The sequence below is a fragment of the Qipengyuania vulgaris genome (assembly GCF_009827325.1).
In the GTDB taxonomy this organism is placed as follows: Bacteria; Pseudomonadota; Alphaproteobacteria; order Sphingomonadales; family Sphingomonadaceae; genus Qipengyuania; species Qipengyuania vulgaris.
On record NZ_WTYC01000012.1, the window covers coordinates 137,457 to 158,028 of the forward strand.

Below are 20,572 nucleotides of genomic sequence, written 5' to 3' on the forward strand. Positions count from 1 at the left end.
GAAAGGAAAGCCGATATGACCCATCGATCGATTCGCCCGGAAATCTTGCGATGGGGCTGGACGCTCAGCAGCTTTCTGCTTCTCAGCTATTTTCTCTGTGTGGGTTTCGGCCTCCTTTTCCCTGAGCGGTTTCACATGCACGAGGCCTGGGCGCCTCTCCTGCCAGGCTTCGAATGGCTAACCTGGCGCGGCTTCCTTGCCGGAGCCGTCGGCAGCTTCCTTTATGGCTGGTACATTGGCGTTATCGTGGTGCCGCTTTACGCCGTGTTTGGTCGAGAAAAACGCGGATGACGATACACCTCATACTCCACAGGACCTGTCTTCATCGACGCGTTCCCGGCATTCCGGACGGGGGAGTTCGAGCCTTATGACGGCGACGAAGCATGGCACACATACCGCGATGGAAAGTGCGCCCGACGCCGCTGGTAAGGGGACAATAAGTCTCGCCGGGGGTGTGGCTATGGGTACCGGCGTGATGATCGGCGCTGGGATCTTCGCTCTCACCGGTCAGATCGCGGAACTTGCCGGCCCGCTGTTCCCGCTATCGTTCGTTCTGGGCGCACTCGTCACATCGCTGGCCGCCTATAGCTACATCAAGATGTCCAATGCGTGGCCATCGTCGGGCGGCATCGCGATGATTCTGCAGAAAGCCTATGGTCCTGGCGTCGTTGCGGCCTCGGCTTCCCTGCTCATGGCGCTTTCGATGGTTATCAACGAAAGCCTCGTTGCGCGAACCTTTGCTACCTACGCCCTGCGACCGTTCGGGCTTGAGGAGAACAGTCTCCTGCTGTCAGCCCTGGCTCTTGGGTTGATCGTATTCGCCTATATCGTGAACAAGGCGGGCAATCGATCGGTGAGCGGCTTCTCGCTTGTCATGTCGGCGATCAAGATCGGCGGGATCGCTCTGTTCGCCGTGGCCGCAATCGCCGCGAGCGGATTTTTCTCCGGCGCGTTTGCCGAGCCTGCGTCTATGACGAGCGGCGGCGCGTTCCTGGCGTCGGTCGCGTTCTCGATCCTGGCGTTCAAGGGCTTTACCACGATCACCAATAGCGGCGGAGAGATCGTCGATCCGCATCGCAATGTAGGCCGCACGATCATGATCTCGATCGCGATCTGCGTCGTCACCTACCTGCTCGTCGCGTTCGCGGTCGGGTCCAGTCTGACGATCGGCCAGATCGTCGAGGCGCGCGATTATTCGCTCGCTGCCGCCGCCCGGCCGGCGCTTGGAGAGCTCGGGTTCTGGTTTACCATCGTCATTGCGATTGCGGCGACCACTTCGGGCGTGATCGCCAGCGTATTTGCAGTCTCGCGGATGCTCACCATGCTGACCGAGATGAAGATGATCCCGCACAGTCACTTCGGCATGAAGGGTCCGATCCGCGGTCACTTGCTGGTCTATACGGTGGTGATCGCGGGCACGCTCGCGGTGCTGTTCGACCTGTCGCGGATCGCTTCGCTCGGGGCGTTCTTCTATCTCGTCATGGACATGCTGGTCCATTGGGGCGTGTACCGCCATCTGCGCAAGGAGATCGGGGCCAAGGGTTCGGTCCTGCTTGCGGCAATCGCTGCCGACGGCGTAATTCTTGTCGCCTTTGCGGGGGTGAAGCTCGATTCCGACCCCGCCATCGTGGTGATCGGGGCGGTCCTCATAGCTGCGGTATTTGGTCTCGAAGCCCTGTTCCTGCGCCGGAGACGTGCGGAGGATGGGAACGCGCATGCGGACGCCGGCGTCAATGGAAGCAGCCAAGACCATCAAAACGAGGCAGAAAAACAATGAAGCAGGCAAAAGTATACCGGATGGTGATGGACAAGCACATCTGTCCATACGGCCTGAAAACGGTCGACCTGCTCGAACGGCAGGGTTTTGCGGTCGAGGACAATCACCTCTCCTCGCGCGAAGAAACCGACGCGTTCAAGCAAGAGCATGGCGTCGAGACGACACCGCAGACCTTTATCGATGGCAAGCGGATCGGCGGATACGACGATGTCCGCGCCCATTTCGGCAAGAAGAGAACGCAGACCGGCGACGACACGATCAGCTATCAACCCGTCATCGCCATCTTCGCGATCGCGGCGCTGCTTGGCCTCGCCATCAGCTGGTACGCGCTTGGCGAGCTGCTCACCGTGCAAGCTGCCGAATGGTTTGTCAGTCTGTCAATGTGCTTGCTCGCGGTGCAGAAGCTGCAGGACGTCCGCAGCTTCTCGACCATGTTCCTCAATTACGATCTGCTGGCGCAGCGCTGGGTGCGCTACGGTTTCGTCTATCCCTTCGGCGAGGCGCTGGCTGGTATCCTGATGACCGCGCATGCGCTGCCGATCATCTCGGTACCGGTCTCACTGTTCATAGGCACGATTGGTGCCGTCAGCGTGTTCTACGCGGTCTACATCCAGAAGCGTGAGCTCAAATGCGCCTGCGTGGGCGGCAGTTCCAACGTGCCGCTGGGGTTCGTGTCGCTGACCGAGAACCTGTTCATGATCGGTATGGGCCTCTGGATGGGAGCAAAGGCGCTGGGCTGGATCACTTTATGATCGCGGCTCTGCTCCTCGGCTTCGTCCTATTTGCGGTCTCGCTCTATTTTCATATGTGGATGCTGCGCGGCGCCAAGGCCCTTTCCCCGCCCGGGAAGGAGCCAAGGCATCTTCGGGTCCTTGCCGGCTCGTCCCTGGTTCTTGCCAGCCATCTCGTCATCGCCGGTATCTTTGCAGGCGGTATGTATCTCGCCAGTGTTTGGGGACTTGGAGCGCTGGAGCAGGACGTCATCGATAGCTGGATGGACTATTATTACTTCGCGCTGATTACGATATCGACTGTCGGACTGGGCGATATTCTGCCCGCCGGTCACATGCGCGCTATTTCCGGAATAGCCGCACTGACCGGGTTCCTGATGATCAGCTGCACCGCCCAATATGTCTACCAGACCATGAGCAAACAGGAGAACTGATATGGCGAAAGGCACGCAACACGATCATAGCGAGGGAGGCGGTGGCAATTACTGGCGCTTCATGGCGATGGTCTCGACATCGACCGTTGTCATGTTTGTCCTCATGTATGCCAACACCTACGATGCCGATCACTTCTTCTGGAGCGAAACGCGCTTCTGGATGATGTTCGTGATGGGCGCGATGATGATGGTCGTCATGCTGCTCTTCATGTGGGGCATGTATAAAGACAGAACCAAGAACTTCATCATTCTCGGCGTCGCAGCAGTGGTCTTCGCCCTGGCATTGTGGCTCGTGCGCAGCCAGACCACGATCGACGACGAGGAATATATGGCGGCGATGATCCCTCACCACTCGATCGCCATCATGACCAGCGAACGGGCGCATATCCGCGATCCGCGCGTGCGCAAGCTCGCGCACGATATCATCCTCGCCCAGCGCCGCGAGATCGCGCAGATGAAATACCTCATCGAGGATATCGAGGAAAATGGCGTGCGGACCACTGAGAGGCTCCCCGAAGATATCGAAGCTCCGGTTCCCGCAACTCCGCAACCTGACCCAACCCTTGCCGAGACACCCGAAGAAAGAGCTGCGCAATGAAGACGACCTTTATCCTCACCACAGGGCTGGCTGTCGCGCTGGCTGGGTGCAACCAGAACACCGCCATCGGCAATGATCGCGAAGCGCAGCTTGATCCGCCGGCCAAAGCGTCGCCAATCGAGCCGGCTTCCAGCGCGCTGCAGAACATATCGACGGCGCTCGTAAAGCCCGAGACGATGAGCGACGCCGATGTTTCGGCAATCGGCGGGAAGGAAGGTCGTTGTGTCTTCCGCTTGACCGAGGTTGGCTACCCCACCTTCGTTTACGAACCGGGAAGCCAGGGCTTCATCAAGCTGAACGGCAAACTGATCCCGGTCAGCGCTGCCGGTACGGATCGCTATACCAGCGGCGATCTGCTCGTCACTACGCGCCTGCTGGACGATGAAGGCAATGCGGGCTTGCAAGCGCAGGAATTGATCGTGGTCCCGCCCGGGGCAGGAGATGAACTGGGGTACCGTGGGTATTCTATCTGCGATCAGTAGCAGAAAAACCTGCGGGAGCTGCCTGAATTTTTGCCTTAGGCAGACTATGCGCGGGTTTCGAAGCTGCAATGGACAGGCGGCTCCACCTCCCCCCAAGAGAGCCTGCGGGTCGCAGGCTCTAGAGCCGTCTCGGAGCCCCGCGCGTGACCAACCCCATGCGCGGGGCTTCACATTCAAGCGCATCATTTGCAATTGCGAAGGTTTCTTTTTGACAGATAATCTGACCCTTGCCGTCTTCGGCGCCGGTGGAAAGACCGGCACGCTGCTCCTCGAACAGGCGAAGCGGCGCGGCCACCACGTGCGCGGTCTCGAGCATCATTTGCCGGACCCGGCGAAACGGATCGAAGGTGCCGACTATATCCAATGCGACGTGCTCGAGGACGACCTTGCTGATGCCATCCGTGGTTGCGATGCGGTTATTTCTACCCTTGGCGTTTCGTTCACGCCATCGACCGCGATCGACCCACCACCGCTCTACACCGAGGGAACACGCCGCATTCTCGAAGCGATGCGCCGGGCGGACATCGACCGGATCGCAGTGATCTCCGCAGCTTTCGTGGACCAGCAGCCCGGAATGCCGTCATGGTTCCGGCTGACTGTTGTCCCCGCTCTGGCAAACATTCTCGAACACATGCGGGTCATGGAGGGCATGCTCGAGGCCGAGCAAGGTCTCAGGTGGACGGCCGCAAGACCCGGTTGGCTTATCAATTTGCCCTATAGCGGCGAAGCGCGAGTGAAAGCGCGGACGCTATCGGCGGACTGCTTCCGCTGCCGCCATGCCGATCTCGCTGCCCTGCTTCTCGATTCAGTAGTGAGTGGGAGGTGGATCAACGAAAAGCCTGCAATCGGCAAGCCGGAGGCTGACGATCTTGAAGGGCTTCTTGCCCTTCGCGAGGAACTGGAAAGCCTCTTCGCATCTTCGTCGCGATAGGTTGAGCGATGGCGATGTTTGTCGCCGTTTGGAATGCGCCGCTTGCGGCATCGGCAATTCGGTCTGGAGTTTGAGAACATGACACATGACAAGAAAGACATCGCAGTGTCGCGGTGGGAAGGCGAGGGCGGGGCACTGCCCTGCGGTCCCCAGGAAGCGCTAGCAGCCACTTGCGACGAGTGGGATATCCCCGCCCTGTCGGACGCGGAGCTCATCCAGCTGCGCATCCGGGTCATTGCCTTGGAAAATATCGTTCTCAGCCTTCTGTCGAAGGCAAGCAACGAGCAGCTGGAGCATATCGCTGAAATGGCGGACTTGATAACGCCGCGGCCCGACGCGAAGCAGCATCCGCTGACCATCCACGCAGCGACCCAAATGAACCATATGGTGGAGCGCGCCAAGCATTTTCGATCATGACGCAGAATGCGGATGGCAACTGGTTGCTTATTTTTCCCACGCTGCCGTTCAGGTCTTTCTCGAAACAGCCTTCAGGAGGGGGGACACCGTCTCTAGCGGTTGAACTTTCCAAAGAGATCGGAAAGTTCCGCCAGTTTCATTCGCTGTGCTTCCTCGTCGCCGCTTTCGATTATGGCTGCGATGGACTCCTGCGCATGGATGGCGAGAACTTTGGTTCTCGTTGCGCGGCCAGCGTTTCGATCGGATCGTCTCGGTCGGCATGTTCGAGCACGTCGGACGCCCGCAATTCGCAACGTTCTTCCGCTGCTGCGCCAATATGCTGACGGATGACGGGGTGATGCTGCTCCACACGATTGGTCGGATCGGCACACCGGGCACAACCGACGCTTTCACGCGCAAATACATCTTTCCAGGCGGCTACATCCCGGCGCTTTCGGAAACCGTCGCGGCGAGCGAGAAATATCGCCTCATTGCCAGCGACGTCGAGATGCTGCGGCTGCATTACGCCAGAACGCTGCGCGCATGGTATGCCAATTGCGAAGCCAACCGCGAACGGATCGAGGCGATGTTCGATGCGCGCTTCTATCGCATGTGGACCTTCTATCTCGCCGGAGCCACGGCGGCTTTCGAACATGGCGGCATGTGCAATTACCAGATTCAGTATTGCCGCGATCGGAGGGCTTTACCCTTGACGCGCCGATATGTCGGCGAAGCGGAGGGGGCATTGCGGGGCAGGTGGGGCAACCTTTCGGGACGGGTTTCTTAAGATCCTTTGCTGACCTGACAGCAACCGTACGGGCCAGCAACGGAAGATCATGTCCAGATGCTACTGCTCATGGTGCAGTTCTACTTCCGCGCGAGCGAGTTGCATCATCCAATCTGGTCGAACGCAAGGCGCATATCATCCAGGCGACAGCTTCATGCGTGTCTTTCACGTGATTTTCCGCATCATCGAGAGAAACCACCATATCGAGCAGGACGTTTTCGTCGCAGCTTGCTTGACCGTCTTTGCCGACATACCGGTGTCTGACGGTCCTGATCGATCGGATCAGTGACCGGCTGCACCGGGTCCAGATCCATGAACCCGACGTATTGCTCGACGCTGTAGAAAGCCTCGCTGAGATCGGGGCGAGTCTACGATGCTCGCGTGACATACGGATGCGCGCCTTGCGGCGTTACCTTCGCAGATGCGAGGAGCGCGTTCCGCAATTGGTCAGTCGGCTATCGGGATAGGTTTTAGCAATTCAATTCTGCGCTGCTTTCCACGCGCCCATCGAACCCAGGTACACATCCACATTGTCAAAGCCGTGAGCGTCGAGCCAGCCTGCCGCCACTGTCGCCCGCATTCCGCTCGCGCACATGAGGGTGTAGCCGCGGGCCGGGTCCAGATCCTGCCAGCGCTTGGGCAGTTCGCCGACATAAATATGCTCCGAGCCGTCGATCGCGGCTGCCGCCCGTTCATCGGCATCACGCACATCGAGCAGTGTCCATTCGTTGTGTTCGCCGGTCAGCCGCCGTTCGACTGTTTCGGTATCCACCATCGGAATCGATCGCATATTCTTGCCCGCCGCCGCCGCGGGCACTACGCCTACGTAACCACCCAGAACGTTGTCCAGTGCAATGCGGACCAGGTGTTCCATGGCAGTATTAAGCTGGCCCTGCGACGAGGCGATCAGGGCGACACTCTCCCCTTCGCCGATAAACCACCCCGCAAAGGCGGGGATCATCCCAACCGGGAGATTGATACTGCCGGGCAGATGGCCCGACGCATAGGCGAGCGGCTCGCGGATATCGATGAGGTGGTCCGCGCCGCATTCGCCCAGCTCCTGTAGCGACATCGGTTTCGGCTCAATGACCCGCGGAGCGGGACTCCCGCCCTCCAGGTTCAGCCGCTCCATCAACCTGAAATAGGGAGGCTGATAATGGTTCTCTCCCACCTTGAAGTCGATAAAGGCTTCGCGGTCCTCGATCTGCAGCCGCGGATTGTTGTGCCGCTCGTGGCCCACGCTGGAGAACTCGCGGTCGGCCATGCCCGACCCGCAAACAGAACCGGCACCGTGGGCCGGATAAATGATGGCCTGATCGCCCAGGTCGCAGATCTTGCGCAGGGAATCATAGAGCAGGCCTGCGACCTCACGTTTGCGGTCGGGATAGAAGTCGGTGCGTCCGACGTCGCCGACGAACAAGGCGTCGCCGGTAAACACGCCAACGGCTTTCTCCGGATATTCGGTGTCGAACAATGCGTAGGCGAGATGATCGAATGTATGGCCCGGCGTCTCCAATACGCGGAATTCGAGCTGGCCGACGCGATAGCTGTCGCCCTCGCACGTCGTTTGCGCATAGACGACTTCGCCATCGGCGTTCGGGCCGTGCAGCACCTTTGCCCCGGTCATGTCGGCCAGGACCGCTGCGCCGGAAACGAGGTCCTCATTACGATGCGTCTCGAAAATATGCGTGATCGCCAAGCCTTCGGCGCGGGCCTTCTCGATATAGATGTCGCAATCGCGGCGCGGATCGATCACTGCCGCCTGCCCGCCGGACCCGACGAGATAGGACAGATGGGATAGGCCGGGTGTCTTGATTTTTTCGAGAAGCATGATGGGTTTCCTTCTGGTCGGTTTACGAGGGGATGCGGTCAGGCCGAAAGCAGGCCCCCGAGCAAAACGGTTGGCCACCGTAAAGGATTGCGAGTTCACAGGAAAAGTGCCGCCTGGGCGGACGATGAGGAAAAACAAGTGCGTCGAAAATGCCTATAGCGATGGACGCCGAGAGATATGCCAATCTCCATTTCCTTTTTGGATATTCGTTCATATCAAACCTCGAGCGATATCGTCGGGCAGAGACGGATCGTCATTATCCCGCGACAATTCGCGAAACGCGCGGTTCTGCGACAGAAACACACGCCCGCCGATTTTCTCGAGAAATTCGGTTCGCTTGAGCCGATCCATCACCGGACCTTTAACTTCCGATAGGTGGAGGTCGATCCCGCTATCGGAGAGCCGGTGATTGATCGCCTCGAGGCTTTCCAGGCCCGAGGCGTCCACTTCGTTGACCGCACTGCACATCAGGATGACGTGGCGCACCTCCGGCTGGTCCGCGACGCGCTCGAGCACGTATTCCTCCAGCCAGCGCGCATTGAGATAGGTCAGGCTTTCATCGATACGGATCGACAGGACGTGCGGAACGGTAAAGACATCATGCCGCTCCACATTACGGAAATGTTCGGTTTCCGGAACACGCCCGACGATAGCCGCGTGCGGCCGCGATGCGCGCCACAGATACAGCAGCAGACCAACCACGACACCGGTAATCACGCCCAGTTCCACGCCAGCCAAGAGAGTGGTGACGATGGTCGCCAGATGCGCTGCGAAATCCGCCTTGGAATAGCGCCACAGCTGACCGGGCGTCTTCAGATCGACCAGGCTGAGCACCGCGACGATAATCGTGGCCGCCAGCGTGGCGATAGGCAGGCTGAACAGCAGCGGCGTAAGGAACAGCGATGCCAGGGCGATCCCGATGGCCGTATAGGCGCCCGCAGCCGGCGTTTCCGCGCCGGCATCGAAGTTTACCACCGAGCGGGCGAACCCGCCCGTCACCGGATAGCCGCCCGAAAAGGCGCTTGCGATATTCGATGCGCCCAGCCCGATCAGCTCCTGGTCGGGCGAGATACGCTGACGCCTCTTGGCGGCCAAGGTCTGCGCGACCGAGACGCTCTCCACGAACCCGATCACCGAGATCAGCAGAGCGGGCACCCATAGCTGCGCGATCAGGTCCATGTCGGTCGACGGGGTGGCGAAGGGCGGCAGCCCCTGCGGAATGGCCCCGACCAGATCGACGCCTTTTTCCGCAAGATCGAGCATAACGACCGCCAGAATGGTCAGCGCCACCGCGATCACGGGACCCGCCTTCGCAGCGATATCGGCGGCGCGCGATTTCAGCCCGATCCTCAAGAGGGCTGGTTTCAGTCCGCCCCTGACCCAGAACAGGAACAGCGTCGCCGGTATACCGATGGCCAGCGTCCACGGATTGGTCAGGCCTATATTGGACGCGAGCGATCCCAGCATCTCCGGCCAATTGTCGCCGCCGCCCGGAATCCCGAGAATATGCTTGATCTGGCTCGTGGCGATCAGAATGCCGCTGGCCGTGATGAAACCGCTGATCACCGGATGCGAGAGGAGGTTGGCAAGAAAGCCCAGCCGAAGAAAGCCCAGCACAGCCAGCAGGATACCCGACAGAGCGGCCAGCGTGATCGCCGCTTCGACATATTCGGCCGTGCCCTGCGCAGCGACAGCGCTCGCAGCAGATGCGGTCATCAGTGACAGGACCGCGACCGGACCCACCGCCAGCGTCCGGCTCGTCCCAAACAGCGCATAGGCCACCAGCGGCAGGATCGAGGCATATAGCCCGACGACCGGTGGCAGCCCGGCGAGCAAGGCGTAAGCCAGGCTTTGCGGGATAAGCATAATCGTGACGATCACCGCCGCCACCAGATCGTTCGTCAGGACAGAACCATTATAGGTGCGCCCCCATTGCAGAATGGGGAGGTAGCGTGCCAGCAGGTTGGGCTCGGCCATGGCTTCGATTGCTCCGACGACGCTTTAGCGCTGCGGCTCGAACAAGCGTACGATCAGCATTCCGCCCAGCATCGCCGCGACGAATGCCGCCGCCTTTGCCGGTTGGATTACCAGCGCGGCGAAGCCTGGCCCGGGACACAGGCCGGCAATTCCCCAACCGGTGCCGAACAGCGCGGCGCCGCCGATCAGGCGGGGGGTCAGGTCTGTCCGGTCGGGAAGGGCGAACGTGGCTCCAATCAAGGACTGCGCCATGCGCGCCTGGATCCGCCAGGCAATCGCCATCACGATCACCGCGCCGCCCATCACAAACGCGAGGGTAGGATCCCAGTGCCCGAATATGTCGAGAAAGCCGCGTACACGCGCCGGGTCGACCATGCCGCCCAGCGCCAGCCCGCCGCCGAACAATGTCCCCGATAGGAGCGGCACCAGCCGCGTCATGACAGCAGCTCTGGCCCCAAGGCGTTCATGACGGCGACGGTCGCGATCCCGGCCGCCATGAAGGTCGCCGTGGCAACAAGTGAGCGCTGCGACAACCGGCTGACGCCACATACGCCGTGGCCGCTGGTGCAGCCGCTGCCGATCCGCGCGCCGATGCCGACCAGAAGGCCCGCCACGATCAGCGGTACGTAACCGGCAAAGCTTGCCTCGATTCCGCCGGTAATCCAGGCGATCAGCATTGCGCCAATCGGCAGGCCCAGGACAAACGCCCACGCTGCGGATCTGGGCATACCGTCCCCGCTGATGCCGCAGGCGCGCGCGGCGATGCCTGACACACCGGCAATTCGCCCTGCGCCCAGCAGCATCAGCGCGGCCGCGAGGCCGATGAGCACGCCGCCGAGCAATCCGGCCACTGGTGCGGCATCGGGAAATCCGGGCAGCATCACAGCTTGTTCACCGGCATCTTGAGGTAGGACGTGCCGTCATCTTCCGGCGGCGGCAAATGGCCGCCGCGCATGTTCACCTGGATGGCTGGCAGGATCAGGCGCGGCATCTCCAGCGTCGCATCGCGCTGCGTGCGCATCTCGACGAACTGATCTTCATCGACATCTTCGTGAAGATGCACATTGGCTGTGCGCTGTGCGAGCATGGTGGTTTCCCACACGAATTCGGTGCGATTGGGCGCTTTGTAATCGTGGCACAGGAATACCCGCGTCTCGTCCGGCAGGCGCATCAGTCGCCGGACCGAGCGATAGAGGTTGCGCGCATTGCCGCCCGGAAAATCGGCCCGCGCAGAGCCATAATCGGGCATGAACATCGTATCGCCGATAAAGGCCGCATCGCCCACGATGTAGGCCATGTCGGCCGGGGTATGGCCGGGAACGTGGAGCGCGATCAGCGGTATCTCGCCGATCATTAATTCGTCGCCATCCTCCAGCAGGCGGTCGAATTGCGAGCCGTCGCGTTCGAATTCGGTGCCTTCGTTGAACACCTTGCCGAATACGCCCTGCACGGTGACGATCCCGCGCCCGATGGCCATTTCGCCGCCCAGCTTTTCCTGCAAATAGGGCGCGGCCGACAGGTGATCGGCATGTGCGTGCGTTTCCAGAATCCAGTCGACGGTCAGGCCTGCCTCGCGCACATAATCGATGATCTCGTCCGCCGCTTCCAGGCTGGTGCGGCCCGAGGGCTGATCGAAATCCCAGACGCTGTCGATAATGGCTGCGCGCTTGGTCTGATCGTCGCTGACGACATAGGTCGCGGTAAAGGTCGGCTCATGGAAGAAGGTTTTGACGTGAGGCGCTCGCGGATTGCCGGCAAGAACGCCGTTCACTTGTGCAATGGCCTTTTCGATATTCGTGTCGTCACTCATACTATCTCTCCGATGTCGTCGCTCGGCTGGGGGGATTGGCCGAGTTCGGGGCAAAAGATGTCGTGCAGCAATTCGAGAACCCGCTGCGCATTCGGGTCGCACACACGGTAGAACACCGACTGGGCCTCCTTGCGGGTCGCGACGAGATCGTCTTCGCGCAATTTTGCGAGGTGCTGCGACAGGGCGGACGGGCTCAGCCCGACTCGCTGCGCCAGATCGCCGACGGACAACTCGCCTTCCTCAGCCAGGAAGCAGAGGACCAGCAGGCGCGATTGGTTGGCCATCACTTTCAGCAGGCGGCTGGCCTCGCCAGCCTGGCGAATGAAATCCGTTTCTGAATGCCCGTCCTGGCCCATAATCTTCTCCATTAGCTATTACTAATTTAGAACTATCTGAGATATGTTCAAGGAAGGACTTTTGCCTTTCGCCAATCTTTCGATGGTGGCGTTGGAACCTGTAGCCGCTCCAGCTTCGTTGATCGGACAGGAGAGTGAACATGAAATACGATTTAGTCGTAATCGGCACGGGGACGGCAGCCATGGTTTGCGCCATGCGCGTTGTGAAAGCTGGCTGGAAAGTCGCGGTCGTCGACGAGAAGCCGTTCGGTGGCACCTGCGCGCTACGCGGCTGCGATCCCAAGAAAATGCTGGTGGCCGGCGCAGAGGCGATCGATGCAAAACAGCGAATGACAGGGCACGGGATAGAAGGGGGTCTGCACATCGATTGGCCCGACCTCATCCGCTTCAAGCGCAGCTTCACCGACCCCGTGCCCGAAAAACACGAGCGGCGATATGAAGAGGCCGACATCGTGACCTTGCATGGAACGGCAAAATTCAGGGGGCCTGATCGGCTGGCCGTAGGCGACCAGGAAATCGGATATCGCAAAATCCTGATTGCGTCGGGAGCCAGACCGATACCTCTAGCCATCCCGGGCGAAGAGCACCTGATCGACAATGAGGGCTTTCTCGAATTGCCCTCGCTGCCGAAGCGGATCGTGATGGTCGGCGGCGGATATATCGCCGCCGAGTTTTCCCATATCGCCGCCCGCGCGGGAGCCGAGGTAACGATCCTCCAGCGGGGACCGCGCATGTTGACACAGTTCGAACCAGAACTGGTGAGCTGGCTCATGGATGCGATCAATCGGATCGGTGTCCGCGTGATTACCGATACGACCGTCGATGCCATTCGAGAACGGGACGGAGAGTATGCGGTCCATGCGAGTGGCAAGGAGGGGCCGATCGAGGTTGCGGCCGATCTTGTCGTTCATGCGGCAGGACGGGCCCCGGCGATTGAGCGGCTCGATCTCGAAAAGGGCGGTGTCGCAGTCGAAAACGGAAAGCTGAAGCTGAACGAATTTCTGCAGAGCGTGAGCAATCCGGCCGTCTACGCTGCCGGCGATGCTGCCTCGAACGGGCCGCCACTCACGCCCGTTTCCAGCCATGATGCAAAAGTGGTCGCGGCCAATCTCGTCGAAGGCAATCACCGCGAACCCGATTACAGAGGAGTACCGAGCGTTGCCTTTATTCTTCCGCCTATCGCCCGGGTTGGGCTCACCGAGGCCGAGGCGAACGAGGCGGGGCTGAAATTTCGAACAAAGTGCGAGCGGACCTCTCAATGGTTCACCGCCAGGCGGGTCGCCGAACCGGTCTACGGCTACAAGACACTGATAGATGAGGAGACAGGAAAGATACTGGGCGCCCACCTCGTCGGACCCGGCGCAGATCAGACCATCAATATTTTCGGACTGGCGATCCGCCATGGGCTAACCGCTGACGATCTGAAGACTACGATGTTCGCCTATCCAACCGGCGCGTCTGACATCGGATGCATGGTCTAGGGCCGTGCGGTTTCCAGCATGTCTATGACGGCGCAGTCGGGCACATGACCGCCCGAACACTGCTCGACGGTAGCGGAAAGGTGTCGTTCCAGGCGAGTGAGATCGTCGATCTTGCGCCGCACTTCTTCGAGGTGATGAACTGCAATCTCGCGCACTTCGTCGCAGCATGCTTTGGCAGGACCGCCCAGATCCAGAAGTGTCCGCACCTCCTTTGGCGCAAAGCCGAGCTCGCGCGCCCGTTTGATGAATTTGAGTGTGCGGAGGTGACCGTCGTCGAAAACCCTGTGACCGCCTGCTGTACGATCCGGCGCACCGAGCATGCCGATCTTCTCGAAATAGCGGATTGTCTCGACATGGACGCCAGTCTTGCGCGCCAACTCACCTATCGACAGGCCACCCATGCCGAATCTCCTTGAACCTATATCTACTACAGGACGTACATAGAGTTCGAATCGAGCGGAGGCAAAGATGACCGAGCAGGCTATCCAATACGACGAGCCGAAAAGCGTGAGCGATCGTGGGGTTGCTGGCGTCGGAGTGCTGGCGAGTGCAGCAGCGCTTCTCTCCGCAGCCGCTTGCTGCGTCCTGCCCTTGGTCCTTGTCGCTGTCGGGCTCGGCGCTGGAGGGCTCGCATGGTTTGTTCCTTTCCATTTGCCCCTCACGGTCGCGGCCTTCGTCCTCGTGGCCCTCGGGTGGTTCCTTCACTTGCGCAAAGCGCGCGTGTGCAGTGCCGAAGGCTGTGAAAAGCCTGTCCATAACGGGGCTACGCGACTGGTATTGATGATTGCCACGGCCATGATCGTCCTGTCCGCGCTATGGGGCTTTATTGAACAACCGCTGATGCGTGCGCTCGGAGGAGCCTGATGCAGACTGTCTCCACGATCACTTGCCCCCAATGCGAAGCGGCCACGACCGAAACCATGCCGAGCAACGCATGCTGGTTCTTTTACGAGTGCCCGCATTGCCAGAAAAGGCTGAAGCCGCTGGCCGGAGACTGCTGCGTCTTTTGCTCTTATGGAGATGTGCCATGTCCGCCCATTCAGGAGGCGCGCGAAAATGGCGGCGGTTCCACTTGCGGCGCGTCGCAGTAGAGGACCGCATCACCCACGGTGCGAACGAGATGTCTGTTCCAGTCGTCGAGGGCTTTGCCCTTTTCCTGTTTCCAGTTGGGGCGCTGGTAGGCGCGCGCAACGCCTGCTTGCGAACCGCTCACATGGTTCACCACCGCCAAGCCAGCTTCGGGTAAGGATACCGCTAGCGATTTCAACGAAAATAAATGCAAGCGACAAGAACCCCGATATTACAAACGAAGGTTGCCAAATGGCCCTATATGGCCCATACGATGCCATATAGGAGTATCATGATGACTGCATTTCAACCTGTAGACACCGCAATTCGCGATTTTCGGCCCGTCCCGATTACCGATGACGAGGCCGCTGCGATGTTTCGTGCGGTGGTAAACCTGTTCGGAAAATGGGATGTGACCGACGAACAGGCATCCACACTGCTTGACGTCCCCGTGCGGTCTTACCGCCGCTGGAAAGCGGACGGTGAACCCGGCCGGATCGACCGCGACGGCAAGGCGCGATTGTCCAACCTGATCGGTATTCACAAGGCGCTGCGCTATATGTTTCGTGAGACACGGCGCGCCCATGACTGGATCAAGGCACCCAATAGCGCATTTCAGGGTCGCTCCGCGCTCGATATCATGCTGGGCGGCGAACTGACCGATCTGATGCGGGTGCGCCGCTATCTCGACGCCGAGCGTGGCGGATGGTGATCGATCCCGAAACGGTCCCGGTTTCCACTATCGAATGGCAAAGCGCGGTCCGTATCATCCGCAGCATCCACCCGCCGATCGATCTGTTCGAGGATATTGCCGATCCCGCCGACTGGCCACTGCTCATATCGGCGGAGCAAAAGACCAATCCGCGATTGATGGAGAATATCGGCAATCTCGACCTCGTACCGCAAGAGCGGCGTGTCGGCGGACCTGGGGCGACGTATCTTATGGCACCGTTCACCCATGTCAGCCACGACCGCCCGACGCGATTCAGTGACGGCAGCCATGGCGTGCTCTATGCGGGCAACAGCTTCGAGGTCGCGCTGCTCGAAACCATTCATCATCATAGCCGCTTCATGGCGCGCACGAACGAAGCACCAGGCTGGACTTCGCAATTCCGCGAGGTCGTGATGGACATCAATGCGCGGCTCCATGATCTCCGCGCGGATGAGGGACGATTCAGTGAAGCCGCGGACCCGAATGACTATTCGGCGAGTCAAACGCTGGGAGGGCAATTACAGGCAGCCGGGTCGAACGGGGTGGCCTATCCAAGTGTGCGCCGCGAAGGCGGCGAGTGTGCTGGCCTGTTCTATCCCGACCTCGCCTCAAATGCGATCCAGGGCCGCCATCTTGATTATCATTGGGATGGGGCGCGGGTTGATCTCTACCGCGATACCGGGACAGGGGAAGTGTTTCGGATCGTGTGACATGTGAGATGCAAATTTTCGGCAGAGATTTTAAAGGGAAGCGGCGCTGACCATACGCCGACAGTTCTGGTTTAATATTGCTGTGAGCGGCCTGTCGATATCCCCGCGACTGCCTGCTCCATCATCAAGCGTGTCGAACGCAAAGCGCAATTCAACAAAATGCAATCTTCTTGAGTGCAGCCGATATAAATTCGCGCGTCTTCGGGATCGACGAGCATATCGATCAGAGCGGTTTCGTCGCCGCTTCGATCTCCATCTTCGCCGGCAACAATGGATCGTTTCATAGCCGCTTCGCAAAGGGTCATCAGGCTATCAAAAACCGGGACGAGAATTTCAAGCCGATGCCGCGCCAGCGTCTGATATATGTAGGGCTGAACTGCTTCGCCATGATCCTTGGCATCGCGCCAGCATCGCATGACGTCCAGAATTATGCCTTCCGGCATATCCAATGCTTCATCGAAGCGGACCGCGTGAGCCTCCGCCATTGTCTAAAGCCTCTCTAGTCTCTCGAACAGAGTTTTGGATCAGGACACGCGGAACCAATTCCTTGTCTCACATACCGAGCTTTCGCCTAATCGACAAAGCTCCAGTACGGCGATACCGGCGATCAACCATCCTTGTCGGCGTGCTCGGGTTTCCCTTGGCGCTCGCCGTTGGCGAAATCCTCAAGTTCGTCCTCGCTCATCGAATCGTACATGTCTTTCGAAGCGCCTTGCAGATCGCTCACCTTGGTATCGCCGCGCTTCGCGGACAGAGCTGCTCCTGCGGCTTTTTGCTGGGCTTTCGATTTTGCCGGCATGGTATCTGCTCCTTGTCTCCACTCAATATGCTTCTCGGCACTTCGTGCGCGCGAAGTGCGTGGCTTCCGTCACCAGTAAGGTGTGACCGCCCAATATTCGTACGAGCGCGTCTGGTAATCGCGGTCATAAGCGGTGTCGCGCTCGCTTTCCTTATAGGTCGGCGCGCCCTTCAACTGATCCTCGGTCACGTCGAGCTGGTAGCCATTTAGTTCGGTATTATAGTCGAATTTTTCCCAGGGCAGGCTGTGCAACTCGCCGCCCATACCAAGGAAGCTGCCCACCGAAATCTCGACGTCGCGGGCCTGGCCACCGCGTTTTTCGATCAGGACACGTTCGACAGTACCGATCTTGTCGCCATTGGACCCATAGACCGCCGTTCCTTCGACGCGGTCGCTGCCGATCAGATCGCTGCTCCTTACGTTTTCATGGGACATCGTGATAACTCCTTTCCGACTGAAATTGACCAAGAGAGACTTGGTCACAGCGGAGTAACGCTCGCACCGCGATGATAGTTTCTCCGCTCGTCGCAAAAATCCTCTTTGATAACAAAGGTTAGCCACTGAAGCAGTAGGCTGATCGCCACTTAATATGAGCAAGGCGCTCGAACGGCACGGCGGTTTTCTTGTCGAGAATGGTCTGGCAGCACGGCAGGGAACCGCGTCAAGTTTGCGCAACTTGCTTGGGGGGCGCTGCGGGATCACATTATCGCGGCTCTGGGAATCCCTTTATCGGTCCGGAGCCTAATCTGCCGACTTCGAATGCTCGACTATCATCAGAACAAGCCCTGAGAAAACCAACCCAAAGCCCAAGAGGTGAGACCAGCGAAAGGGCTCGCCGAGCAACAAATAAGATAGCACAAGCGCGCTAAGGGGCATGACCGCCATAGCACCTGCCGTGAGTGCTTCCGGCGCTTCGCGGGCACCGTTATACCATAAAACAGGAGCAAGCCCCGCTGTAGCCGCGCCCCAGAAGGCTACCGCAAACCACCCAGTCTGACCTACGTCGGAAAAATCGAACGGTCGGGGGTCGAAAACAATAGCCAGAACAACAAAAACCAACGCAGCAATCAATGAGGCTGCCAGCGTGGCCTCCAGCGAGCTTATACCGTCGGACAGTTTCCGAGAAAGCAGGGTGTAGGCTGCTTCGAAACACACGGCCATTGCGACAAGAGCTGCGCCGAGGATCGGAGCTTCCGTGTCTCCGCCTCCTTCCGTTCGTAGCAGATTGATTGCTACTATCCCCGCGACCGCAAGGGCCAGTGCTCCCGACGTCCGCCAGTTCATTGCGGCACCGAAGAAAACCACGGCCGCGCCGGCAGTCACTGCCGGTGTCGCGCTCATGATTGTAGAGCCAATCACCCCCGTTGTGAGGCGCATGCCGAAAAGCATGGCTGCGGTAAAACCGACCATCCCGAACAGTGAGATCGCGACAATTACCCACCAGTCCGACCGCTGCGCGTTGCCAAACCTTTTCGTCAGCAGCCACGTGAATGGGGTAAGGACCAGGCAAGCGATCAGCATTCGCATGCAAGATGCCGTGAAGACCGAGAACTGCTGCCCGATTAACTTGCTGAGCGGCGTCGCACTGCCAAAGAGTGCCATGCCCAGCAAAAGCTGCACAACAATCGCAGGAGTGGTCGAGCGTCTATCGGATACCATGATACTGCAAAAATTTAGCATGCCGGACTCCGCTTGGAAAACATAGTCTTGTTTCCGTTTCGCGGGCGGCGTCTCGTGTCAGATAGCTCAGTTCTTCAAGGATATCGTCTATTTCTTACGCTGCGCCAGAATCCGATAGCACGTATTCGAGCGAGAAGAATTGGGAGGTTGGGAGTGATACGGACGTGACCCGCGCATCCGGCGATCTACCGAGATTAGTCCTTGGGCCACGCGCGCTACTTGGTAGCGGATCCGCGTACAAGCTTTCCCGGAAAGGGTTCTGAAAGGCAGGCCGAGTTGATCCACTAGAACGATAATATATCTTATGTTAAATCAAATACTTATCGTTAGCATGTATGAGTGCAGGTAAAGTTCGCTGACGCAAGAGCGTCAGCCTTAGAAGACCGAAGGCCCTGTTAGCAGTGCCGGGTTCCATCTGCCGGTTGACCTCGGCAAACCATCTGGTGACGTGTTCTTCATTGGGCTCGTCGATGCAGAGACCCGGAAAAGCGTCTTGCAAGTAGACCCGCCGGTAGCAGCCATTGATGTCCTTGGTCTTTGGGACACCAGCGCATTGCCCATTTCTCCCAGAACTCGTCGAGGAACTGGGTGAGCAGAAGGATTTCGGCGAACTGATCGACATCTGCGAAAGTGGCGGGAGCGCGGCGTAATGACCGCTGGCACACTTTCACGCACTGAGAAAATTGTCCGGCTCAATGACCGGGCGCGGCAGGCGATCGGGCTGGCCGGTGTTGCCGTGGCGACAGAGGGATTCCGGGCCTTGCCCGAGGCAGATCGGTCTCGGGTGCGTGAGTTGATCGAGACCTTCGACGCCTTCGTGCCGGACAACGATCCGTAAGGCGAGCGTGATTTCGGAACGATCTATCAGGGCGGCGATGGAAATTGGACGATCATGCGACCGGCACAACTTGCCGAAACCGTGTTCTGGAAGATCGATTCCTACGACCGCGATTTGCGGTTCGGCAGCGAGAACCCGGCCAACCTAGCGACTGCCCGTCGAGTGCTGACGATCATGGTTGCCAGCGAATATTGAGGGGTGGAGCATGACCAGGCGCAATCCACCGGTCCGCATCGCCGGACCCGACCCCGACCAGATCATCATGCCGGGCGTGCGCCCGGTCACTCTGGGCGAGAAGCTGCAATGCGGCGCCGACATGCCGATGCTGCCGCGCCGAAACCAGAAGCCGCGCGATATCGGCTTCTGGGATCCGCTGCGCGATAAGCTCGATCTGTTCTGACTGGTGAAGTTGGTTGCGCGGCCCGCCCACGGGCGGGCCGCTGCAATTACTGAACGGGTTGCTTCATGCCGCGAGGTGCTCGGGCCGTGCAGCAACCGATACCTTGACGCGAACATCGCGGTCGAGCCGGTCGAGGATGCGCATCAGCCGGTCCACGGTGAAGCGGTCGAGCTTGGCCTGGCGGATGCGCGAAAAATCGGCCGCCGCAATACCGGTGCGGGCTTCGGCATCGCGGACGGTCAGTTTTTCCTTGTCGAGCGTCTTGACCACTTCGGCGGCGAGGATCGCGCGGAGCTGACGCAGGCTCGCATCGGCCACGTCGAAATCGGCAAAGACATTGCCTGACCCGCGCACCAGTTCGATGTCGTCCTTCTGTTCGGTCATTCCAGCATCTCCTTCAATCGCCTGATCCGCTCGCGCACGAGGTCGATCTCGCGCTGCGGCGTCGATATTCCCTTCGTCGACTTCTTCTGGAAGGCATGCACCACCCAGATATCGTCATCCAGTTGCAGGGCGTAGACGACACGGTAGGCATCGCCGCGCTCCTTGATCGCCAGCTCCCAAACACCGGAGCCGAGACCAGCGAGCGGCTTGGCGATGTCCGGCGCCCCGCCATCGGCCACGATCGTCAGCGCATCGAGCGCCTTGTCGATCGCACGGGCCGGGAACGCCCCGAAATCCTTGCGCGCTGCCTTGATCCACGAAATCGGTCGAAGCGTTGGGGCGCGACATGATCCTATGTAGTCATATCTGACAACACTTGTCAATCGGGTA

General features: G+C 59.6%; 31 protein-coding genes and 2 pseudogenes. 20 read left to right on the forward strand and 13 right to left on the reverse strand.

Annotation, left to right across the window (positions count from 1 at the left end; translation table 11 throughout):
* Nucleotides 1–15: 15 nt before the first annotated feature.
* The 10 genes and pseudogenes from GRI69_RS14970 to GRI69_RS16305 all read left to right on the forward strand — a co-directional run bounded on the left by GRI69_RS14970 (nt 16) and on the right by GRI69_RS16305 (nt 6,425).
* Complete coding sequence (locus GRI69_RS14970; protein WP_066850773.1) at nt 16–291, forward strand: DUF5676 family membrane protein; 276 nt, start codon at nt 16–18, stop codon at nt 289–291.
* Between the two features lie 169 nt (nt 292–460).
* Nucleotides 461–1,777, forward strand: coding sequence for an APC family permease (locus GRI69_RS14975; RefSeq protein WP_233997512.1), 1,317 nt, complete (start codon nt 461–463; stop codon nt 1,775–1,777).
* Nucleotides 1,774–2,529 carry a glutaredoxin family protein gene (locus tag GRI69_RS14980; protein ID WP_063612654.1) on the forward strand — a complete coding sequence of 252 codons (756 nt, stop codon included), beginning with the start codon at nt 1,774–1,776 and terminating at the stop codon, nt 2,527–2,529. The genes GRI69_RS14975 and GRI69_RS14980 overlap by 4 nt, the downstream gene beginning before the upstream one ends.
* On the forward strand, nt 2,526–2,942 hold the full coding sequence (locus tag GRI69_RS14985; RefSeq protein WP_063612653.1) for a potassium channel family protein: 417 nt from the start codon (nt 2,526–2,528) through the stop codon (nt 2,940–2,942). The genes GRI69_RS14980 and GRI69_RS14985 overlap by 4 nt, the downstream gene beginning before the upstream one ends.
* Before the next feature lie 67 nt (nt 2,943–3,009).
* Nucleotides 3,010–3,540: a DUF305 domain-containing protein gene (locus GRI69_RS14990; RefSeq protein WP_063612733.1), complete on the forward strand. Its 531-nt coding sequence runs from the start codon at nt 3,010–3,012 to the stop codon at nt 3,538–3,540.
* Nucleotides 3,537–4,022 (forward strand): DUF6692 family protein, encoded by a 486-nt coding sequence (locus tag GRI69_RS14995; protein WP_063612652.1) that lies wholly within the window; start codon nt 3,537–3,539, stop codon nt 4,020–4,022. The genes GRI69_RS14990 and GRI69_RS14995 overlap by 4 nt, the downstream gene beginning before the upstream one ends.
* Nucleotides 4,023–4,230: 208 nt before the next feature.
* A complete protein-coding gene (locus GRI69_RS15000; RefSeq protein WP_066850779.1) occupies nt 4,231–4,953 on the forward strand; it encodes an NAD(P)-dependent oxidoreductase in 723 nt (240 codons plus the stop codon).
* A gap of 78 nt (nt 4,954–5,031) precedes the next feature.
* A complete protein-coding gene (locus GRI69_RS15005) occupies nt 5,032–5,370 on the forward strand; it encodes a hypothetical protein (RefSeq protein WP_160729002.1) in 339 nt (112 codons plus the stop codon).
* A 223-nt stretch (nt 5,371–5,593) separates the two neighbouring features.
* A pseudogene (locus GRI69_RS15010) lies at nt 5,594–6,136 on the forward strand (class I SAM-dependent methyltransferase); the annotation flags it as partial.
* Between the two features lie 154 nt (nt 6,137–6,290).
* Complete coding sequence (locus GRI69_RS16305; protein WP_267899765.1) at nt 6,291–6,425, forward strand: hypothetical protein; 135 nt, start codon at nt 6,291–6,293, stop codon at nt 6,423–6,425.
* A gap of 189 nt (nt 6,426–6,614) precedes the next feature.
* On the opposite strand, the gene GRI69_RS15015 is transcribed toward GRI69_RS16305, so the two are convergent.
* The 6 genes from GRI69_RS15015 to GRI69_RS15040 all read right to left on the reverse strand — a co-directional run bounded on the left by GRI69_RS15015 (nt 6,615) and on the right by GRI69_RS15040 (nt 12,122).
* Nucleotides 6,615–7,967 (reverse strand): MBL fold metallo-hydrolase, encoded by a 1,353-nt coding sequence (locus tag GRI69_RS15015; RefSeq protein WP_160729003.1) that lies wholly within the window; start codon nt 7,965–7,967, stop codon nt 6,615–6,617.
* A gap of 210 nt (nt 7,968–8,177) precedes the next feature.
* Complete coding sequence (locus tag GRI69_RS15020; RefSeq protein WP_160729004.1) at nt 8,178–9,944, reverse strand: SulP family inorganic anion transporter; 1,767 nt, start codon at nt 9,942–9,944, stop codon at nt 8,178–8,180.
* Nucleotides 9,945–9,968: 24 nt separating this feature from the next.
* Nucleotides 9,969–10,382 carry a DUF6691 family protein gene (locus tag GRI69_RS15025; RefSeq protein WP_066850796.1) on the reverse strand — a complete coding sequence of 138 codons (414 nt, stop codon included), beginning with the start codon at nt 10,380–10,382 and terminating at the stop codon, nt 9,969–9,971.
* The gene (locus GRI69_RS15030; RefSeq protein WP_160729005.1) at nt 10,379–10,825 is read right to left on the reverse strand and encodes a YeeE/YedE family protein; all 447 of its coding nucleotides are present in this window, start codon (nt 10,823–10,825) and stop codon (nt 10,379–10,381) included. Before GRI69_RS15030 ends, GRI69_RS15025 begins: the two co-directional genes overlap by 4 nt.
* Complete coding sequence (locus GRI69_RS15035; protein ID WP_066850798.1) at nt 10,825–11,754, reverse strand: MBL fold metallo-hydrolase; 930 nt, start codon at nt 11,752–11,754, stop codon at nt 10,825–10,827. The genes GRI69_RS15030 and GRI69_RS15035 overlap by 1 nt, the downstream gene beginning before the upstream one ends.
* Nucleotides 11,751–12,122 carry an ArsR/SmtB family transcription factor gene (locus tag GRI69_RS15040; RefSeq protein WP_233548446.1) on the reverse strand — a complete coding sequence of 124 codons (372 nt, stop codon included), beginning with the start codon at nt 12,120–12,122 and terminating at the stop codon, nt 11,751–11,753. Before GRI69_RS15040 ends, GRI69_RS15035 begins: the two co-directional genes overlap by 4 nt.
* Nucleotides 12,123–12,250: 128 nt before the next feature.
* Between GRI69_RS15040 and GRI69_RS15045 the strand changes: the two genes are divergently transcribed.
* Nucleotides 12,251–13,591, forward strand: coding sequence for a dihydrolipoyl dehydrogenase family protein (locus GRI69_RS15045; RefSeq protein ID WP_202392053.1), 1,341 nt, complete (start codon nt 12,251–12,253; stop codon nt 13,589–13,591).
* On the opposite strand, the gene GRI69_RS15050 is transcribed toward GRI69_RS15045, so the two are convergent.
* Complete coding sequence (locus tag GRI69_RS15050; protein ID WP_119587737.1) at nt 13,588–13,992, reverse strand: MerR family transcriptional regulator; 405 nt, start codon at nt 13,990–13,992, stop codon at nt 13,588–13,590. The genes GRI69_RS15045 and GRI69_RS15050 overlap by 4 nt on opposite strands.
* Nucleotides 13,993–14,059: 67 nt before the next feature.
* Between GRI69_RS15050 and GRI69_RS15055 the strand changes: the two genes are divergently transcribed.
* The 5 genes from GRI69_RS15055 (at nt 14,060) to GRI69_RS15070 (ending at nt 16,081) form a co-directional block, all read left to right on the forward strand.
* A complete protein-coding gene (locus tag GRI69_RS15055) occupies nt 14,060–14,455 on the forward strand; it encodes a hypothetical protein (protein ID WP_119587736.1) in 396 nt (131 codons plus the stop codon).
* 56 nt (nt 14,456–14,511) lie between these two features.
* Nucleotides 14,512–14,682, forward strand: a complete 171-nt coding sequence (locus GRI69_RS16310) for a GDCCVxC domain-containing (seleno)protein (protein ID WP_272916482.1) — start codon at nt 14,512–14,514, stop codon at nt 14,680–14,682.
* Nucleotides 14,619–14,837 carry a hypothetical protein gene (locus GRI69_RS16205; protein ID WP_237453151.1) on the forward strand — a complete coding sequence of 73 codons (219 nt, stop codon included), beginning with the start codon at nt 14,619–14,621 and terminating at the stop codon, nt 14,835–14,837. The genes GRI69_RS16310 and GRI69_RS16205 overlap by 64 nt, the downstream gene beginning before the upstream one ends.
* Before the next feature lie 117 nt (nt 14,838–14,954).
* Nucleotides 14,955–15,371, forward strand: coding sequence for an MbcA/ParS/Xre antitoxin family protein (locus GRI69_RS15065; RefSeq protein ID WP_050599403.1), 417 nt, complete (start codon nt 14,955–14,957; stop codon nt 15,369–15,371).
* Nucleotides 15,365–16,081: an RES family NAD+ phosphorylase gene (locus GRI69_RS15070; protein WP_160729007.1), complete on the forward strand. Its 717-nt coding sequence runs from the start codon at nt 15,365–15,367 to the stop codon at nt 16,079–16,081. The genes GRI69_RS15065 and GRI69_RS15070 overlap by 7 nt, the downstream gene beginning before the upstream one ends.
* 71 nt (nt 16,082–16,152) lie before the next feature.
* Here the strand turns inward: GRI69_RS15070 and GRI69_RS15075 are convergent, their stop codons facing one another.
* The 4 genes from GRI69_RS15075 to GRI69_RS15090 form a co-directional block, all read right to left on the reverse strand.
* A complete protein-coding gene (locus GRI69_RS15075) occupies nt 16,153–16,530 on the reverse strand; it encodes a hypothetical protein (RefSeq protein WP_160729008.1) in 378 nt (125 codons plus the stop codon).
* Nucleotides 16,531–16,688: 158 nt separating this feature from the next.
* Nucleotides 16,689–16,880 (reverse strand): DUF3008 family protein, encoded by a 192-nt coding sequence (locus tag GRI69_RS15080; protein WP_160729009.1) that lies wholly within the window; start codon nt 16,878–16,880, stop codon nt 16,689–16,691.
* A gap of 69 nt (nt 16,881–16,949) precedes the next feature.
* Nucleotides 16,950–17,315: a PRC-barrel domain-containing protein gene (locus GRI69_RS15085; protein WP_160729010.1), complete on the reverse strand. Its 366-nt coding sequence runs from the start codon at nt 17,313–17,315 to the stop codon at nt 16,950–16,952.
* A 306-nt stretch (nt 17,316–17,621) separates the two neighbouring features.
* Complete coding sequence (locus GRI69_RS15090; protein WP_160729011.1) at nt 17,622–18,560, reverse strand: DMT family transporter; 939 nt, start codon at nt 18,558–18,560, stop codon at nt 17,622–17,624.
* A gap of 524 nt (nt 18,561–19,084) precedes the next feature.
* On the opposite strand from GRI69_RS15090, the gene GRI69_RS16315 reads away from it, so the two are divergent.
* The 4 genes and pseudogenes from GRI69_RS16315 (at nt 19,085) to GRI69_RS15105 (ending at nt 19,798) form a co-directional block, all read left to right on the forward strand.
* Nucleotides 19,085–19,210: a hypothetical protein gene (locus tag GRI69_RS16315; RefSeq protein WP_268234557.1), complete on the forward strand. Its 126-nt coding sequence runs from the start codon at nt 19,085–19,087 to the stop codon at nt 19,208–19,210.
* Entirely contained in the window at nt 19,210–19,398 is a 189-nt protein-coding gene (locus tag GRI69_RS15095) for a hypothetical protein (RefSeq protein ID WP_160729012.1), read from the forward strand. Before GRI69_RS16315 ends, GRI69_RS15095 begins: the two co-directional genes overlap by 1 nt.
* Nucleotides 19,399–19,410: 12 nt before the next feature.
* Nucleotides 19,411–19,593: pseudogene (locus GRI69_RS15100) on the forward strand (DUF3768 domain-containing protein); the annotation flags it as partial.
* A gap of 10 nt (nt 19,594–19,603) precedes the next feature.
* Entirely contained in the window at nt 19,604–19,798 is a 195-nt protein-coding gene (locus GRI69_RS15105; protein WP_160729013.1) for a hypothetical protein, read from the forward strand.
* Nucleotides 19,799–19,861: 63 nt separating this feature from the next.
* On the opposite strand, the gene GRI69_RS15110 is transcribed toward GRI69_RS15105, so the two are convergent.
* Both GRI69_RS15110 and GRI69_RS15115 read right to left on the reverse strand, forming a co-directional pair.
* On the reverse strand, nt 19,862–20,182 hold the full coding sequence (locus GRI69_RS15110; RefSeq protein WP_160729014.1) for a helix-turn-helix domain-containing protein: 321 nt from the start codon (nt 20,180–20,182) through the stop codon (nt 19,862–19,864).
* Nucleotides 20,179–20,565 carry a type II toxin-antitoxin system RelE/ParE family toxin gene (locus tag GRI69_RS15115; RefSeq protein ID WP_063612635.1) on the reverse strand — a complete coding sequence of 129 codons (387 nt, stop codon included), beginning with the start codon at nt 20,563–20,565 and terminating at the stop codon, nt 20,179–20,181. Before GRI69_RS15115 ends, GRI69_RS15110 begins: the two co-directional genes overlap by 4 nt.
* Between the last annotated feature and the right edge of the window lie 7 nt (nt 20,566–20,572).